The organism is Paraburkholderia bengalensis, assembly GCF_037126505.1.
In the GTDB taxonomy this organism is placed as follows: Bacteria; Pseudomonadota; Gammaproteobacteria; order Burkholderiales; family Burkholderiaceae; genus Paraburkholderia; species Paraburkholderia bengalensis.
This window is the reverse complement of sequence record NZ_JACFYJ010000030.1, coordinates 66,054-82,815: the sequence shown is the minus strand read 5'-3', so window position 1 is coordinate 82,815 and position 16,762 is coordinate 66,054. Positions and strand designations below refer to the sequence as shown.

Sequence of the window (16,762 nt, the reverse complement as noted above, 5' to 3'; positions counted from 1 at the left end):
GCCCGCGCAAAGGACAAACACACACCGGCAACGCCCGCGCCGCGAAGGCGCAACGCGGATGCGCACGCAAAGGGCAAACACACACCGGCAACGCCCGCGCCGCGAAGGCGCAACGCGGATGCCCGAGCAAAGGGCAACACGCATCGGCAACGCCCGCGCCACGAAAGCGCAATCGCGGATGCCCTCGCAAAGGGCAGCCAACCCCCTACCTGGCACTTACACCCCTCGTGCGGACTTATTTTTTCCGGTACATAGTGAACGATGGACGCCCGATCGGTTGCGCGCGCACCGAATCCAGAAAAAATGGCGCCACATAACTATTACCTGCGCACGCGCAGCAGCGCATACACAGCGCATAAGGTCACCTGGAGATCCGCAATGAGTTCAACGATAGCCGCCAGCATGGCGCGAAGCCGCTCCGACACATGGCGCACAGTCGTCGCCGCATCGATCGGCAACGCGCTGGAATGGTTCGACCTCGTCGTCTACGGCTTTTTCGCCGTCGTCATTTCGAAGCTGTTCTTTCCGGCAGGCAAGGAGACGGTCTCGCTGCTGCTGACGCTCGGCACATTCGGCGTGTCGTTCTTCATGCGCCCGCTCGGTGCTATTGTGCTCGGTGCTTATGCTGATCGGGCAGGACGCAAGGCCGCGCTCACGCTGTCCATTGTGTTGATGATGATGGGCACGCTGATCATCGCCGTGCTGCCGACGTATCAGTCGATCGGTCTCGCCGCGCCGCTGATTCTCGTCCTCGCGCGGCTGATGCAGGGCTTTTCGGCGGGCGGCGAGTTCGGCAGCGCAACGGCCTTTCTCGCCGAGCACGTGCCGGGCCGGCGCGGCTTTTTCGCCAGCTGGCAGATCGCTAGCCAAGGCCTGACGACACTGCTCGCGGCACTGTTCGGCGTGGTGCTGACGGGCGGGCTGTCGCCGGAACAAATGGCGTCGTGGGGCTGGCGCGTGCCGTTCTTCTTCGGCCTGCTGATCGGGCCCGTCGCGTGGTACATCCGCACGAAGCTCGACGAGACGCCCGAATTCCTCGCCGCCGCCACGACCAGCACGCCGATCCGCGATACGTTCGCGAGCCAGAAGACGCGCATCTTCGTCGGCATGGGCATCGTCGTGCTCGGCACGGTGTCGACGTATCTGGTGCTCTTTATGCCGACCTTCGCGATCAAGCAACTGGGTCTCGCGCCGTCGGTGGCGTTCGCGGCGATCGCGCTGGTCGGCGTGATCCAGCTGGTGTTTTCGCCCGTCGTCGGTCATCTGTCGGACCGCTACGGACGCGTGCGCATCATGCTGGTGCCCGCCGTGCTGCTGTTTCTGCTGATCTGGCCAGGGTTCGCGTTTCTCGTCGCGCATCCGACCTTCGGCACGCTGATGGCGATGCAGATCGTGTTCGGCGCGTTGATGACGGCGTACTTCGGTTCGCTGCCCGGTTTGCTGTCGGAGATTTTCCCGGTGCAGACACGCACGACGGGCATGTCGCTCGCCTATAACATCGCGGTGACGATTTTCGGCGGCTTCGGGCCGTTCATCATCGCGTGGCTGATCGAGGCCACCGGTTCGAAAATCGCGCCGAGCTTCTATCTGATGTTCGCCGCCGTGCTGAGCGTGATCGCGCTGATCGCGGCGCGCCGCAAACTTGGCTTCAGATAACAGCCGCTGGCGCACATGAAGTAAGAACGAAACGACTTAAACGACAAAGGCCGGTTCGCATTCGAACCGGCCTTTGTTCTTGCTGCAGGGAACGTCTTAGACGCGTTCGCTCAAACCTGCGCGCCTGCGTTCGGATCGTTCGGATCGTGGCGTTCCTTCTTGTCCTTCAGCAGGTCTTCGCGCTTGACGCCGAACCACATCGCCAGCGCCGCCGCGACGAACACCGACGAGTAGATGCCAAATAGAATACCGACGGTCAGCGCGAGCGCGAAGTAGTGCAGCGTCGGGCCGCCGAACAGGAACATCGACAGCACCATCATCTGCGTACAGCCGTGCGTGATGATCGTACGCGACATCGTGCTGGTGATGGCGTGGTTGATCACTTCGATCACGCTCATCTTGCGCTCGCGGCGGAAGGTCTCGCGAATCCGGTCGAAAATAACCACCGATTCGTTCACCGAGTAACCGAGCACCGCGAGCACGGCGGCCAGCACGGAGAGCGAGAACTCCCACTGGAAGAACGCGAAGAAGCCGAGAATGATCACGACGTCGTGCAGGTTCGCAATCACGCCCGCGACTGCGTACTTCCATTCGAAGCGGAACGACAGATAGATCACGATGCCTGCGACCACGCAGGCGAGCGCGAGCAGGCCGTCGGTGGCGAGTTCCTTGCCCACCTGCGGACCGACGAATTCGACGCGCTGCAGCTTCGCATTCGCGTCCTGACCCTTCAGCGCCGACATCACCTGGTCGCTTTGCTGCGCCGACGACAGGCCTTGCTTCAACGGCAGACGGATCAGCACGTCGCGCGACGTGCCGAAGTTCTGCACCTGTGCGTCGCCATAGCCGATCTTCGTCAGCGTGTCGCGCACGGGCTCGAGCGGCACGGCGCCCGGATACTGCACTTCGATCACGGTACCGCCCGTGAATTCGACGGACAGATGCAGCCCGCGATGCAGCAGGAAAAACACTGCGGCGATGAACGTCAGCAGCGAGATCGCGTTGAAGACCAACGCGCGCTGCATGAACGGAATGTCTTTACGGATGCGGAAAAATTCCATGTTCTCTTTCTCCGGGACTCAGCGGGATGAACCCGGCTTGTTCGTGCCACCCGGCGCGTTGCGGTTGCGCAGCGTCGGCTTGCCGGCGCGGGCTTGCGCATTCGCGGGCGACTTTGCCTTGGCTTTTTGCTTGGGCGCCGTCGTCGCGGCGATGGCGCGCGCCGTGTCCGTTTCCGTGTCCGCGCTGTCGAGGTAAGCCGCGGCGCCGTCGGCGGCAGCGGGCTTCCACACCTGGCCGATCGCGAGCGTCTGCAGCTTCTTCTTGCCGCCGTACCACAGGTTCACGAGACCGCGCGAGAAGAACACAGCCGAGAACATCGACGTCATGATGCCGATACAGTGCACGACGGCAAAGCCGCGCACCGGGCCCGAACCGAACGCGAGCAGCGCGAGGCCGGCGATCAGCGTGGTCACGTTCGAGTCGAGAATGGTCGCCCATGCGTGCGCGTAGCCGTTCTGGATGGCCAGTTGCGGCGGCGCGCCGTTGCGCAGTTCCTCGCGCACGCGCTCGTTGATCAGCACGTTCGCGTCGATCGCCATACCGAGCGCGAGCGCAATAGCGGCGATGCCCGGCAGCGTGAGCGTGGCCTGCAGCATCGACAGCACCGCGATCAGCAGCAGCAGGTTCACAGACAGCGCGATCATCGAGATCAGACCGAACAGCATGTAGTACGCGATCATGAAGGCGGCGATCGCGATGAAGCCGTACACGACGGAATCGAAGCCCTTCTTGATGTTGTCGGCGCCGAGGCTCGGGCCGATCGTGCGTTCTTCGATGATGTCCATCGGCGCGGCGAGCGAACCGGCGCGCAACAGCAGGGCCAGATCTGTCGCGGCTTGCGGCGTCGGCTGGCCCGTGATCTGGAAGCGGTCGCCGAGTTCCGACTGGATCGTCGCGACCGTCAGCACTTCGCCCTTGCCCTTTTCGAACAGCACCATCGCCATCGGCTTGCCGATGTTGTCGCGCGACACGCTGCGCACGGCGCGGCCGCCAGCGGAATCGAGACGGATGTTGACGGACGGACGCTGATGCTCGTCGAAGCCCGCCGACGCGTCGATGATGCGGTCGCCCGTGAAGATCACGGCCTTGCGCAACAGCACGGGCACGGCGTTGCCTTGCGTGAAGAGTTCGTCGCCGGGCGGGACGGGATCGTTCGGATTCGGATGCAGGCCGTTCGGATCGGCGAGGCGCGCTTCGAGCGTCGCCGTGCGGCCGATGATGTCCTTCGCCTTCGCCGTGTCCTGCACGCCCGGCAGCTCGACGACGATGCGGTCGGGACCTTGCTGCTGGATCACGGGCTCGGCCACGCCGAGTTCGTTGACGCGGTTATGCAGCGTCGTGATGTTCTGCTTGAGCGCCGCGTCCTGCACGGTCTTCTGCACGGCGGGGGTGAACGTGCCCACCGCCTGGACGCCGCCGGACGGGTTCGGCTGCGTGGTCCACTGCAGTTCGGTGACGCCCTGCTGGAGTTGCTTGATCGCGCTTTCAGCGACGTCCTGATCCGCGAAATTCACCACGACCGACTGGCCCACGCGATTCACCCCGCCGTCGCGGATGTTCCGGTCGCGCAGCAGCGTGCGCGCATCCGAGGCGTCGGAGTCGAGCTTCTTGTTCAGCGCGCCCGCCATGTCGACCTGCAGCAGGAAGTGCACGCCGCCGCGCAGATCGAGACCGAGGTACATGGGCAGCGCGTGCAGCGCCGTCAGCCAGTGCGGCGACGCGCTCTGCAGATTCAGCGCGACGATGTACTGCGGATCATTCGGGTCGCTATTGAGCGCCTTTTGCAGCAGATCCTTCACGCGCAGCTGGGTGTCGGTGTCCTTCAGGCGCACGCGGATGTTCGCGTTCTGCGAGGAATTGTCGAACGTGACGTCGTCGGGCTTGATCTGGCTGGAGGCGAGCGCCGCTTCGACCTGCGACAGCGTCGCCGAATCGAGCTTCACCGTTGCCTTGCCGCTCGACACCTGCACCGCCGGCGCTTCGCCGAAGAAATTGGGCAGCGTATACACGAGGCCGATGACGAGCGCCACCAGCATCACGGCATACTTCCAGAGGGGGTAACGATTCATGGGGGTGGTCCAACGGGAGGTTGGCTTGAGAGCGCTGCGTCCGGCGATGAGCGCGGCGGGCAGAAGCGTGGATGGGCTTCGATCGGCGCGAGGCCGCGCCGGACGCGAGAGAGCAGGCCTTACAGCGACTTCAGCGTGCCCTTCGGCAGAATGGTCGTGACGGAAGCCTTCTGCACGGTGATTTCGGTGCCTTCCGCGATTTCGACGCCAACGTACGCTTCGCCGACCTTCGTCACCTTGCCGACGATGCCGCCGTTCGTCACCACTTCGTCGCCCTTCGCCATGGCGGCGAGCATGTTGCGGTGTTCCTTCTGGCGCTTCATTTGCGGGCGAATCATGATGAAGTAGAGCACCGCGAACATCAGAATCAGCGGCAGGAAGCTCATCAGGCTCGATTCGGCGCCACCTGCTGCACTGCCTTGCGCGAAGGCATTGGAAATGAACGACACGTTGGTCTCTCCGTTATAACAATCGAAAAAAATCAGCCGGTTATTCTACCACCGGCCATTTACGGGACGGCACCCGCAACGGGTTTTCCTGACGGGATGTCAAGTAGCCAGGGCGACATTCCGAAAGTTAATTGTAATGTCTGCTGCGCTATGGGGGAGGACGCGTTTTAGTGCACCTCGCCAGCGCGGTTTGCCTCGACGCTAGTCTGTCCCGCGCGCCCGGTTCTCGTGGAACAGCTTTCTGAACGCGTCGAACATTTGCCCGTCGATCGCGTCGCGCATTTCCTGCATCAGCTCGAGGTAGTAGTGCAGGTTGTGGATCGTGTTCAGCTGCGCGCCGAGAATTTCGCCGACGCGGTGCAGGTGATGCAGATACCCACGCGTGAAATGACGGCAGGTGTAGCAGCCGCATTGCTCGTCGAGCGGGCGCAGCGAGTTCTTGTGCGTCGCGTTGCGGATCTTGATGTCGCCGAAACGCGTGAACAGCCAGCCGTTGCGCGCGTTGCGCGTCGGCATCACGCAGTCGAACATGTCGACGCCCGCCGCGACGCCCGCCACGAGGTCTTCCGGCGTGCCGACGCCCATCAGGTAGTGCGGCTTGTCGGCGGGCAGCTTCGGGGCGATGTGATTCAGCACGCGCATCATGTCTTCCTTTGGCTCGCCGACGGACAGCCCGCCGATCGCGAGGCCGTGGAAACCGATTTCCGACAAACCAGCCAGCGATTCGTCGCGCAAATCTTCGAACATGCCGCCCTGGACGATGCCGAAGAGGGCATTCGGATTGCCGAGCCGGTTGAATTCGTCGATCGAGCGCTTCGCCCAGCGCATCGACATGCGCATCGAATCGGCGGCGTCCTGATGCGATGTGGGCACGCCGTTGGTCGCGTACGGCGTGCATTCGTCGAACTGCATCACGATGTCCGAGTTCAGCACCTTCTGGATCTGCATCGACACTTCGGGCGACAGGAACAGCTTGTCGCCGTTGATCGGCGACGCGAACGTAACGCCATCTTCGGTGATCTTGCGCAGATCGCCGAGCGAAAAGACCTGGAAGCCGCCCGAATCGGTGAGAATCGGCCGTTTCCAGCCCATGAAGCCGTGCAGGCCGCCGTGCGCGCCGATCGTTTCGAGGCCGGGGCGCAGCCACAGGTGGAACGTGTTGCCGAGAATGATCTGCGCGTGGATTTCTTCGAGCTCGCGCGGCTGGATCGCCTTGACCGTGCCGTACGTGCCCACGGGCTGAAAGATCGGTGTTTCGACCACGCCGTGATTGAGCGTCAGACGGCCGCGGCGCGCCTGGCCGTCGGTTTTGAGCAGCTCGAATTTCAGGCCGTTGTCGGGGCGGACGTGGTCGCCGAGACAGGCGCCGTGGTTATGACCTTCGGTCATCGATGAACTCCGTATGCAGACCGGAAAACAGTCCGGCGCAATTGATGAACGCCGCCGGACGGCGCCGGCGGCGAGTGAGGGATTATGCGTTAAGCGCGTCGTTGTTGCGCGTGAGCAGCATCGCGTCGCCGTAGCTGAAAAAGCGGTAGCGCCCGTCGATCGCATGCCGGTAGGCCGCGCGAATCGTCTCGATGCCCGCGAACGCCGACACCAGCATCAGCAGCGTCGACTTCGGCAGATGGAAATTCGTCACCAGCCGGTCGACCACGCGAAAGTGATAGCCCGGCGTGATGAAAATATCCGTTTCGGCGCTGGTCGCGGCAAGCGGCCGTCCGGCCTGTTCGGCGTCGCGCGCGGCCGCTTCGAGCGCGCGCATCGACGTCGTACCCACCGCAATTACGCGGTTGCCGCGCGCCTTGGTCGCCGCGATCCTGTCGACCAGCGTCTGCGGCAGCTGATACCACTCGCTGTGCATCTTGTGCTCGGCGATGTTCTCGACGCGCACCGGCTGGAACGTGCCCGCGCCGACGTGCAGCGTGAGCGTCGCGCGTTCGACGCCTTTTTCATCGAGCCGCGCGAAGATCGAATCGTCGAAATGCAGGCCCGCCGTGGGTGCCGCGACGGCGCCCGGGTTCTGCGCGTAGACCGTTTGATAGCGCGTTTCGTCGAATGCGTCGGGGTCGTGCTCGATATACGGCGGCAGCGGCAGACGGCCGAACTGCTCGATCAGGGTCAGGCAGTCGTCGGGGAAATGCAGCGTATAGAACGGCTCGACGCGCTCGCCGACGGTCACGTCGAACGCATCGGCGAGTCGCAGCACGGTGCCCGCGCCCGGGCTCTTGCTCGCGCGAATCTGCGCGAGGACCGTGCGCTCGCCCGTCAGACGCTCGACCAGCACTTCGATCTTGCCGCCACTGGCCTTCTGGCCGAGGAAGCGCGCCTTCAACACTTTGGTATCGTTGAACACGAGCAGATCGCCGGACTCGATGCAGTCGGGCAGTTCGGCAAAGTGGCGGTCTTTGAACGACGCGGGCGTCGTCTGTCCGTTGACTTCGAGCAGACGGCTGGCGCTGCGCTCGGGCAGCGCGACTTGTGCGATCAGCTCGGGCGGCAGATCGAAATCGAAATCGGAAAGCGTGAACATGCGGATCTGAGGCGGTCTTGATGCGGTACTGATTCTGGTACGGCTTGTGGTTCGGCTTGTGGTGCAAGCGCAGGGGCGCCGCCCGCTGGAAGCGAAACTCGAACGCTGTCGGCTTCGACAGCGCCCGTCGAGCGGCTATGATTGCGGGACATTGCCGCAGCGGCCACGCCTGAGCGTCCGACGGGCGCGCGCTGGCCGCAAAACGTCTAAAGCCCCTATTGTACTTGCGAAGCGACTCATGCCTTTGTCCGACACCCGTTCACCCCTCGATACCGACGACGGCGCCCCGAAAAAGCGCCGCGCCGCGCGGAGCAAGGCGGGCGCGGACGTGAGCGGCGCGCCGGGTCCATCGGAATCGCCGGAGGCGCCCGCCGCGAAGAAGCCGGCGGCGAAAAAAGCGACGGTCGCCAAAACGGCCGACAAGCTCACCAAACTCGGTCTCACGCGCGACATCGACCTGGTGCTGCATCTGCCCATGCGCTACGAGGACGAAACCTCGCTGATGCCGATCGGCGAGTTGCTGCCGGGCGGCATCGCGCAGACGGAAGGCGTCGTGTACGACAACGAGATCGCGTATCGCCCGCGCCGTCAGTTGCTGGTGAAAATGCGCGACGACGCGGGCGACGAACTGATCCTGCGCTTTCTGAATTTTTACGGCTCGCAGGTCAAGCAGATGGCGGTCGGCGTGCGGCTGCGCGTGCGCGGCGACGTGCGCGGCGGCTTCTTCGGCATGGAGATGGTGCATCCGGCCGTGCGTGTCGTCGATGAAGACACGCCGCTGCCGCAGGCGCTCACGCCCGTGTATCCGAGCACGGCGGGCGTGTCGCAAGCGTATTTGCGCAAGGCGATCGACAACGCGTTGTCGCGTACGTCGTTACCCGAGTTGCTGCCGGAGCCCGTCTCGCAGCAGTATCTGAAGCCGCTCGACGTGCCGCCGCTGATGGACGCAGTGCGCACGCTGCATCATCCCAATTCGCATTCCGACCAAACGGCGCTGATCGACGGCACGCATCCCGCATGGACGCGCATCAAATTCGAGGAATTGCTCGCGCAGCAGTTGTCGCTCAAGCGCGCGCACGAAGAGCGCCGCACGCGCGCCGCGCCCGTGATGCCGCGTGCGGCGCCGACCAATGAAGCATCGCTGGTCACCCGGCTGTTGAAGGCGCTGCCGTTCTCGCTGACGGGCGCGCAGCAACGCGTTTGCGGCGAGATCGCGCACGATTTGACGCAGCCGCATCCGATGCAGCGTCTGTTGCAGGGCGACGTCGGCAGCGGCAAGACCATCGTGGCCGCGCTGGCCGCCGCGCAGGCCATCGACGCCGGATATCAGGCCGCGATGATGGCGCCGACAGAAATCCTCGCCGAACAGCACGCGCGCAAGCTGCGCGGCTGGCTGGAGCCGCTCGGCGTGACAGTCGCGTGGCTCGCGGGCAGTTTGAAAACGAAGGAAAAGCGCAGCGCGCTCGAAGCCGCGGCGCTCGGCGCCGCGCAACTCGTGATCGGCACGCACGCGATCATTCAGGACGCTGTCGAATTCGCGCGGCTTGGCCTCGTGATCGTCGACGAACAGCATCGCTTTGGCGTCGCGCAACGGCTCGCGCTGCGCGCCAAGGCGCAAAACGCCGCCGACGGCGCGCGCGACTTTCAGCCGCATCAACTGATGATGTCGGCCACGCCAATCCCCCGCACGCTCGCGATGACGTACTACGCCGACCTCGATGTCTCGACCATCGACGAACTGCCGCCCGGCCGCACGCCGATTTTGACCAAGCTCGTCTCCGACGCGCGCCGCGACGAAGTGATCGGCCGCGTGCGCGAGGCGGCGCTCACCGGCCGCCAGGTGTACTGGGTCTGTCCGCTGATCGAGGAAAGCGAGACGCTGCAGCTGCAAACGGCCGTCGAAACCTATGAAACGCTGGTCGCCGCGCTGCCGGAACTGAAGGTCGGGCTCGTGCACGGGCGGCTCACGCCCGTCGAGAAAGCCACCGTGATGGACGCGTTCAGCCGCAACGAAGTGCAGCTGTTGGTCGCGACGACGGTGATCGAAGTGGGCGTCGACGTGCCGAACGCGTCGCTGATGGTGATCGAGCATGCGGAGCGCTTTGGCCTCGCGCAGTTGCACCAGTTGCGCGGGCGCGTGGGGCGCGGCAGTGCGGCGTCGGTGTGCGTGCTGCTGTACACCGGGCCGCTGTCGATGACGGCGCGCGCCCGTCTGCAAACCATGCGCGAAACCACCGACGGCTTCGAGATCGCCCGGCGCGACCTCGAAATCCGCGGTCCCGGCGAGTTTCTCGGCGCGCGGCAGTCGGGCGCTGCGATGCTGCGTTTCGCGGACCTCGAAAACGACGGCTGGCTGATCGAGCCGGCGCGCGAGGCGGCGGGGACGCTGCTCGCGCAGTACCCGAACGTCGTCACGCAACATCTTCTGCGCTGGCTGAACACGCGCGAACGGTACCTGAAGGCGTAGCGAAGCGCGGCGCAATGGAAGCGTTTCCGCGCCGCACAACGCCTGATAGGGCTTGATGGTTGGCGAATTGGCCCCATAGGTGTATAACAGAAACCTATCGAATCTATCGCCCTGATTGGTCCCCAATGACCCTCACAGAACTGAAATATATTGTCGCGGTGGCGCGCGAGCGCCATTTCGGCCGCGCGGCAGAAGCCTGTTTCGTGAGCCAGCCGACGTTGTCGGTCGCGATCAAAAAGCTCGAAGACGAGCTGAACGTGCAGATTTTCGAACGCGGCACGAGCGAAGTCAGCGTCACGCCGATCGGCGAGCAGATCGTCACGCAGGCGCAGCGGGTGCTCGAACAGACGCTCGCCATCAAGGAAATCGCCAAGCAGGGCAAAGACCCGCTCGTCGGGCCGCTGCGTCTGGGCGTGATCTACACGATCGGGCCGTATCTGCTGCCCACGCTCGTCAAGCAGATGATCAAGCGCGTCCCGCAGATGCCGCTGATGCTGCAGGAAAACTACACGCTCAAGCTGATCGAACTGCTCAAGCAGGGCGAAATCGACGTCGCGATCATGGCGTTGCCTTTTCCGGAAACGGGCCTGATGCTGCGCCCGCTCTACGACGAGCCGTTCGTCGTCGCGCTGCCGTCGGGTCACGCCTGGGAGTCGCGCAACAAGATCGACCCGGGCGATCTGAAGCAGGAAACCATGCTGCTGCTCGGCAGCGGCCATTGCTTCCGCGATCACGTGCTCGGCGTGTGTCCCGAATTAATGCGCTTTTCGCAGAATGCCGACGGCATTCAGAAGACGTTCGAAGGCTCGTCGCTGGAAACGATCCGGCATATGGTCGCAAGCGGCGTCGGCATCACGGTGCTGCCGCGCATGTCGGTGCACGAAGTGAAGCCGCACGCGGGCGGCGTCGATTCGGGGCTGCTCAGCTACGTGCCGTTCGACGAACCCGTGCCCGATCGCCGCGTCGTGCTGGCCTGGCGCAAGAGCTTCACGCGAATGCCCGCCATCGACGCAATCTGCGATGCGATCGCCGCCTGCGATCTGCCGGGCGTGAGGAAGCTCGATCTTCCCGCGGCCGTCAACTGACAGCCCAGCGAATCGCGGCGCGCGGCCTTGGAGGCTGCCGCCGCGCCGCCACCCGCGGCGTTTCAGACCCACGCCGGGTCAAAAAGCTATCGAATTAATAAAATCAATCAAATCGCTTGATCCGATAGTTTTTAATAAGATTTCCTCCACGGATTACCGAGATCCGACACAACTACCGGAGGAAGTCATGCAGCCATCCACGTCACCGCTGGTCCCGTCTGTTCCCGCTTCGTCGCAGCAAGCCGCATCCGCCAGTCACGCCGCGTCCAGCTTCCGGACCGTCGCGTTTGCGCTGCTCGTCGACCGCGCGCTGGCCGCCTGATCGTCTGGAAGGCACTGCAGGTTTCTTCTTCTCATCCGAATTCGCCAGGACCGTTCACGGAGAACAGATATGTCTGAACGCAATCTCACGAGCGCCGCGGGCGCACCCGTCGCCGACAACCAGAACTCATTGACGGCCGGCCCGCGCGGCCCCGTCGCGCTGCAAGACGTGTGGCTGATCGAAAAGCTCGCGCACTTCGATCGCGAAGTGATTCCCGAGCGCCGTGTTCACGCGAAGGGCTCGGGCGCGTTCGGCACGCTCACGGTGACGCACGATATCTCGCGCTACACGAAAGCCAAAGTGTTCTCGCAAGTCGGCAAGGAAACGCCGCTTTTCATGCGCTTTTCGACGGTGGCGGGCGAGCGCGGTGCCGCCGACGCCGAGCGCGACGTGCGCGGCTTCTCGATCAAGTTCTACACGGAAGAGGGCAATTGGGACGTGGTCGGCAACAACACGCCCGTGTTCTTTATCCGTGATCCGCTGAAGTTCCCCGACTTCATCCATACGCAAAAGCGTGATCCCTACACGAACATGCGCAGTGCGACGAACGCGTGGGATTTCTTCGCGCATCATCCGGAGTCGCTGCATCAGGTGACGATTCTGATGAGCGATCGCGGTATTCCGAAGAATTTTCGACAGATGCACGGCTTCGGCTCGCATACGTTCTCGTTCATCAACGCAAACAACGAGCGTTTCTGGGTGAAATTCCACTTCAAGTCGATGCAGGGCATCGAGAACTACACCGATGCAGAAGCCGCGCAAGTGGTGGCGAGCGATCGCGAAAGCGCGCAACGCGATCTGCTCGGATCGATCGACAGCGGCAATTTCCCGAAGTGGCGCTTCCAGATCCAGGTGATGCCAGAACAAGAGGCCGCGACGTATCGCTATAACCCGTTCGACGTCACGAAGGTGTGGCCGTACAAGGACTATCCGCTGATCGATGTGGGTGTGATCGAGCTGAACCGCAACGCACAGAACTACTTCGCGGATGTCGAGCAGGCCGCGTTCACGCCGGCCAACGTGGTGCCGGGCATCGGCTTCTCGCCGGACCGTCTGTTGCAGGGCCGCCTGTTTTCGTACGGCGACACGCAGCGCTACCGGCTCGGTGTCAACCATCACCTGATTCCCGTGAATGCGTCGCGCGCGCCAAACGTGCGGTCGTTCCATCGCGACGGCGGCATGCGCACCGACGGCAACCTCGGCGGCAACGTGAACTACGAGCCGAACCGCTTCGGCGACTTCGCGCAGGACCGCAACGCGATGGAGCCGCCGCTTGCGGCGGGCAATGTCGATCACTACAACCATCGCGAGGACGACGACTACTACAGCCAGCCGGCCGCGTTGTTCCGGCTCTTCGATGACGCGCAACGCGAGCGCCTGTTCGGCAACATCGCGCGTTCGATCGAAGGCGTGCCCGCCGATATCGTCGCGCGTCAGGTCGAGCACTTCCGCAAGATCGACCCGGCGTATGGGCAGGGCGTGATTGCGGCGATCGAGACGCTGGCGCAGGCGAAGGCGAAATGAGGTAGCGGCGGCGCGCAACGGCGCTGCCTGCTTGGTATCAGAGTGTTACGAGATTGGCAGAAGATGAGGACGAGACCTTGCGCGCGTTCATGCGTGAGCTGTCGTCCGCAAAGGAGAAAGACGATGAAGCGCGCAATGAGAAACCAGGCAAGCAGGGCCGCGCAACCGATGCACAGCCCGATGCTTTTCCAGAAGTTCGCGGGCCTCGCGATGCTCGGCAGCGGCTATGTGGTGATCGTCGCGAGTCTGCTGCACGCGATTCACGGCTAACGCACGTGGCGCATGGCCATGCGCGGTCGCGAACGCACGTGATGCGAGGCATGGGGTCACGCGAACGCCTCAGGTTTCCAGGCTAAACTGGCGGGCGTTCGAGCGTTCAGGGATTGCACACGCGCAACTCCAGGCATGCAGACCGGTTCGTATCACTCTTAACGGGAGTCATCATGGCCAAGAAAGAAGCCGTACCGCACGTCAACATTGGGATCAGCGACAAGGATCGTAAGAAGATCGCAGAAGGACTGTCGCGTCTTCTCGCTGACACGTACACCCTCTATCTGAAGACCCACAATTTCCACTGGAACGTGACGGGTCCGATGTTCAACACGCTGCATCTGATGTTCGAGACGCAGTACACGGAGCTGGCGATGGCCGTCGATCTGATCGCCGAGCGCATCCGCGCGCTGGGTGTCGCGGCGCCGGGCAGCTACAAGGAATTCGCGAAGCTGTCGTCGATCGCCGAAGCGGATGGTGTGCCCGCCGCCGAAGACATGATCCGCCAGCTGGTGGAAGGCCAGGAAGCCGTCGTGCGCACCGCGCGCGCGATCTTCCCGGTGACGGACGCCGCGCACGACGAGCCGACGGCCGACCTGCTGACGCAACGCATGCAGACGCACGAAAAGAACGCGTGGATGCTGCGTTCGATGCTCGCCTGAGCGATTTCGGAGCAGCGTCGCAGGCTGCCGCGATGCCGTATCGAAGGCCCGACCGGTGAACGCCTGTCGGGCTTTTCATTTTTGCCTGCGCGGTTGCGCGGGACTGCCGCGCGCGCTGCTCTAAAATATCGGGATCATCTCTCTGCGTTGCGCCCGACATGTTCGCCCGACTCCCGCTCTTTCTGCGCCTTGTCCGCATGGACAAGCCGATTGGCAGCCTTCTGCTGCTCTGGCCGACGCTCAACGCGTTGTGGATCGCCTCGAATGGTCATCCATCGCCGTCGCTGCTGTTGATCTTCGTGATCGGCACCGTGCTGATGCGTTCGGCGGGCTGCGCGATCAACGACTACGCGGACCGCGATTTCGACCGCTATGTGAAGCGCACCGAGAACCGGCCGATCACCTCGGGCAAGATCAAGGCGTGGGAAGCGGTGGCGCTGGCGGCGGGGCTGTCGCTGATCGCGTTCCTACTGATTCTTCCGCTCAATGCGCTGACGAAGGAGCTGTCCGTGGCTGCGCTGTTCGTCGCGGGCACGTATCCGTTCACGAAGCGCTTCTTTGCGATTCCGCAGGCGTATCTCGGCATCGCGTTCGGCTTCGGCATTCCGATGGCATTTGCCGCGATACAAAACCAGGTGCCGCTGCTCGCATGGGTGATGCTGGTAGCGAACGTGTTCTGGTCGGTTGCGTACGACACCGAATACGCAATGGTCGACCGCGACGACGACATCAAGATCGGCATCCGCACGTCCGCGCTGACATTCGGCCGCTACGACGTGCTGGCAATCATGCTCTGCTATGCGGCCACGCTCGGTATCTATGTGGGTATCGGCGTCGTGCTCGGCTACGGCGTGTTGTACTGGATCGGGCTGGCAGCCGCGGCCGGCTGCGCCGTCTATCACTACACGCTCATCAAGGACCGCGAGCGCATGCCCTGTTTCGCAGCGTTCCGGCATAACAACTGGCTGGGCGGCGCGCTGTTCGCGGGCATCGCCGCGCATTACGCAGCGCAGGCTTTCTGATACGTTTTTCACGGGACGCGGCGGGCGCAGCGCCGGCTTCGTCACGCATCCAACCGGCTCGCGGTATCACTGCTTGCCGAATTCCTCGCCCATTTCCCGCGCGCGCGCATCGGCAGCTAGCGCGCCGCGCACGATGGCGTCCTTCACGCCGTGTGCTTCGAACGCCGCGAGCGCCGCAGCCGTCGTGCCGCCCTTCGATGTCACGCGCTCGCGCAGCACGCTGGCCGGTTCGCCCGATTGCGCTGCGAGCTGCGCCGCGCCCGTGAATGTCGCGACGGCAAGCGCGCGGCCTTGCTCGTCGTCCATGCCGAGCTGACGCGCCGCTTCCTGCATGGCCTCGATGAAGTAGAACACGTAGGCCGGGCCGCTACCGGAGATGGCGGTGACGGCGTCGATCTTCGCTTCGTCGTCAAACCAGACGGTTTGCCCGACGGCGCCGAGCACTTGCGACGCGAGTTCGCGTCCCGCCGCGTCGACGCCGCCCAGCGCGACGAGCCCTGTCACGCCCATGCCGATCAGCGCGGGCGTGTTCGGCATGGTGCGCACGACGCGCGCATGGCCGCCGAGCCAGCGCGTGAGGTCCGCGCCGCGAATACCCGCAACGATGCTGATGACCAGCTGCGATGCCGACAGATGCGGCGCGAGCGCTGCCGCGACGTCCTTTACGACCTGCGGCTTCACCGCGAGCACGACCGCGTCGAACGATTGCAAGGTTTCGTCCGCTGCGGCACCCGTGCTGACGCCGAACTGCGTCTCGCTGCGCTTGCGAGCCTCTTCGTTGGGGTCGATTGCGCGAATGTCCGACGCCGCGACGCCGCGCTTGATCAGACCGCCGATGAGGGCAGCAGCCATGTTGCCACCGCCGATGAAGGCAATTTTCATGATGTTCGGAGAGTTCAGTGAGAGTAATCGCGGGCGCCGAAAATGGCCGTGCCGACGCGTACGATGGTCGCGCCTTCGAGCACGGCCGCTTCCAGATCGCCCGACATGCCCATCGACAACGTGTCGAGTTCGAGGCCTTCCGAGCGCAGCTTGTCGAACAGTTCGCGTAATGCCCGGTGCGGCACGCGCTGCTGCTCGACGTCGCCCTCCGGTTCGGGAATCGCCATCAGTCCGCGCAAACGCAGCTTCGGCAAGGCGGCGATGTCGCGCGCAATGCCGACGGCTTCGTCAGGCATGACGCCGCTCTTCGAGCTTTCACCGCTGATGTTGACCTGCAGGCACACGTTGAGCGGGGGCAGCGCATCGGGACGCTGTTCCGACAAACGTTGTGCGATCTTCAGACGATCGACGGAATGCACCCAGTCGAAATTTTCTGCAACGGGACGCGTCTTGTTCGATTGCAGCGGCCCGATGAAATGCCATTCGATCGACGCGCGTAAATCGGACAGCGCCGCGATCTTGGTCAAGCTTTCCTGCACGTAGTTTTCGCCGAACATGCGCTGGCCTGCCGCATGCGCGGCGCGGATGTCTTCGGCGGGAAAGGTCTTGGATACGGCCAGCAGCGCCACGGATCGCGAATCGCGGCCCGCGACCTGCGCTGCGAGGGCGATGCGCTGATGCACTGCGTCGAGATTGTGAGCGAGGTCAGGCATGAAGCGTTGATTACCGGTTCAAGAGCGATGAACCGGATTATACGGA

At 63.8% G+C, this 16,762-nt stretch carries 15 protein-coding genes; 8 read left to right on the top strand and 7 right to left on the bottom strand.

Annotation, left to right across the window (positions count from 1 at the left end; translation table 11 throughout):
* Window positions 1–378 precede the first annotated feature (378 nt).
* Window positions 379–1,656 (top strand): MFS transporter, encoded by a 1,278-nt coding sequence (locus tag H3V53_RS19265; RefSeq protein WP_336599337.1) that lies wholly within the window; start codon window positions 379–381, stop codon window positions 1,654–1,656.
* A gap of 110 nt (window positions 1,657–1,766) precedes the next feature.
* Here H3V53_RS19265 and secF read toward each other — a convergent pair whose 3' ends face one another.
* The 5 genes from secF to queA form a co-directional block, all read right to left on the bottom strand.
* On the bottom strand, window positions 1,767–2,717 hold the full coding sequence (gene secF / locus H3V53_RS19260; protein ID WP_054919031.1) for a protein translocase subunit SecF: 951 nt from the start codon (window positions 2,715–2,717) through the stop codon (window positions 1,767–1,769).
* Window positions 2,718–2,735: 18 nt separating this feature from the next.
* Window positions 2,736–4,787 (bottom strand): protein translocase subunit SecD, encoded by a 2,052-nt coding sequence (gene secD, locus H3V53_RS19255; RefSeq protein ID WP_054919032.1) that lies wholly within the window; start codon window positions 4,785–4,787, stop codon window positions 2,736–2,738.
* A 119-nt stretch (window positions 4,788–4,906) separates the two neighbouring features.
* Entirely contained in the window at window positions 4,907–5,236 is a 330-nt protein-coding gene (yajC, locus tag H3V53_RS19250) for a preprotein translocase subunit YajC (RefSeq protein WP_012401902.1), read from the bottom strand.
* Between the two features lie 201 nt (window positions 5,237–5,437).
* Window positions 5,438–6,625 (bottom strand): tRNA guanosine(34) transglycosylase Tgt, encoded by a 1,188-nt coding sequence (gene tgt, locus H3V53_RS19245; RefSeq protein WP_336599336.1) that lies wholly within the window; start codon window positions 6,623–6,625, stop codon window positions 5,438–5,440.
* Between the two features lie 82 nt (window positions 6,626–6,707).
* Complete coding sequence (gene queA, locus H3V53_RS19240; protein ID WP_336599335.1) at window positions 6,708–7,769, bottom strand: tRNA preQ1(34) S-adenosylmethionine ribosyltransferase-isomerase QueA; 1,062 nt, start codon at window positions 7,767–7,769, stop codon at window positions 6,708–6,710.
* A 238-nt stretch (window positions 7,770–8,007) separates the two neighbouring features.
* Between queA and recG the strand changes: the two genes are divergently transcribed.
* The 7 genes from recG to ubiA all read left to right on the top strand — a co-directional run bounded on the left by recG (window position 8,008) and on the right by ubiA (window position 15,121).
* On the top strand, window positions 8,008–10,236 hold the full coding sequence (gene recG / locus H3V53_RS19235) for an ATP-dependent DNA helicase RecG (RefSeq protein WP_336599334.1): 2,229 nt from the start codon (window positions 8,008–8,010) through the stop codon (window positions 10,234–10,236).
* A 125-nt stretch (window positions 10,237–10,361) separates the two neighbouring features.
* Entirely contained in the window at window positions 10,362–11,321 is a 960-nt protein-coding gene (locus tag H3V53_RS19230) for a LysR substrate-binding domain-containing protein (protein ID WP_054919037.1), read from the top strand.
* A 187-nt stretch (window positions 11,322–11,508) separates the two neighbouring features.
* On the top strand, window positions 11,509–11,643 hold the full coding sequence (locus H3V53_RS19225) for a hypothetical protein (RefSeq protein WP_336599333.1): 135 nt from the start codon (window positions 11,509–11,511) through the stop codon (window positions 11,641–11,643).
* A gap of 69 nt (window positions 11,644–11,712) precedes the next feature.
* The gene (locus H3V53_RS19220; RefSeq protein WP_336599332.1) at window positions 11,713–13,167 is read left to right on the top strand and encodes a catalase; all 1,455 of its coding nucleotides are present in this window, start codon (window positions 11,713–11,715) and stop codon (window positions 13,165–13,167) included.
* 123 nt (window positions 13,168–13,290) lie between these two features.
* Window positions 13,291–13,437: a hypothetical protein gene (locus H3V53_RS19215; RefSeq protein ID WP_336599331.1), complete on the top strand. Its 147-nt coding sequence runs from the start codon at window positions 13,291–13,293 to the stop codon at window positions 13,435–13,437.
* A 173-nt stretch (window positions 13,438–13,610) separates the two neighbouring features.
* Window positions 13,611–14,099 (top strand): Dps family protein, encoded by a 489-nt coding sequence (locus H3V53_RS19210; protein ID WP_054919045.1) that lies wholly within the window; start codon window positions 13,611–13,613, stop codon window positions 14,097–14,099.
* Between the two features lie 158 nt (window positions 14,100–14,257).
* Window positions 14,258–15,121: a 4-hydroxybenzoate octaprenyltransferase gene (gene ubiA / locus H3V53_RS19205; RefSeq protein WP_054919047.1), complete on the top strand. Its 864-nt coding sequence runs from the start codon at window positions 14,258–14,260 to the stop codon at window positions 15,119–15,121.
* A gap of 66 nt (window positions 15,122–15,187) precedes the next feature.
* On the opposite strand, the gene proC is transcribed toward ubiA, so the two are convergent.
* Both proC and H3V53_RS19195 read right to left on the bottom strand, forming a co-directional pair.
* Entirely contained in the window at window positions 15,188–16,003 is an 816-nt protein-coding gene (gene proC, locus H3V53_RS19200; RefSeq protein WP_336599330.1) for a pyrroline-5-carboxylate reductase, read from the bottom strand.
* Between the two features lie 14 nt (window positions 16,004–16,017).
* Window positions 16,018–16,716: a YggS family pyridoxal phosphate-dependent enzyme gene (locus H3V53_RS19195; RefSeq protein WP_336599329.1), complete on the bottom strand. Its 699-nt coding sequence runs from the start codon at window positions 16,714–16,716 to the stop codon at window positions 16,018–16,020.
* Window positions 16,717–16,762: the final 46 nt, after the last annotated feature.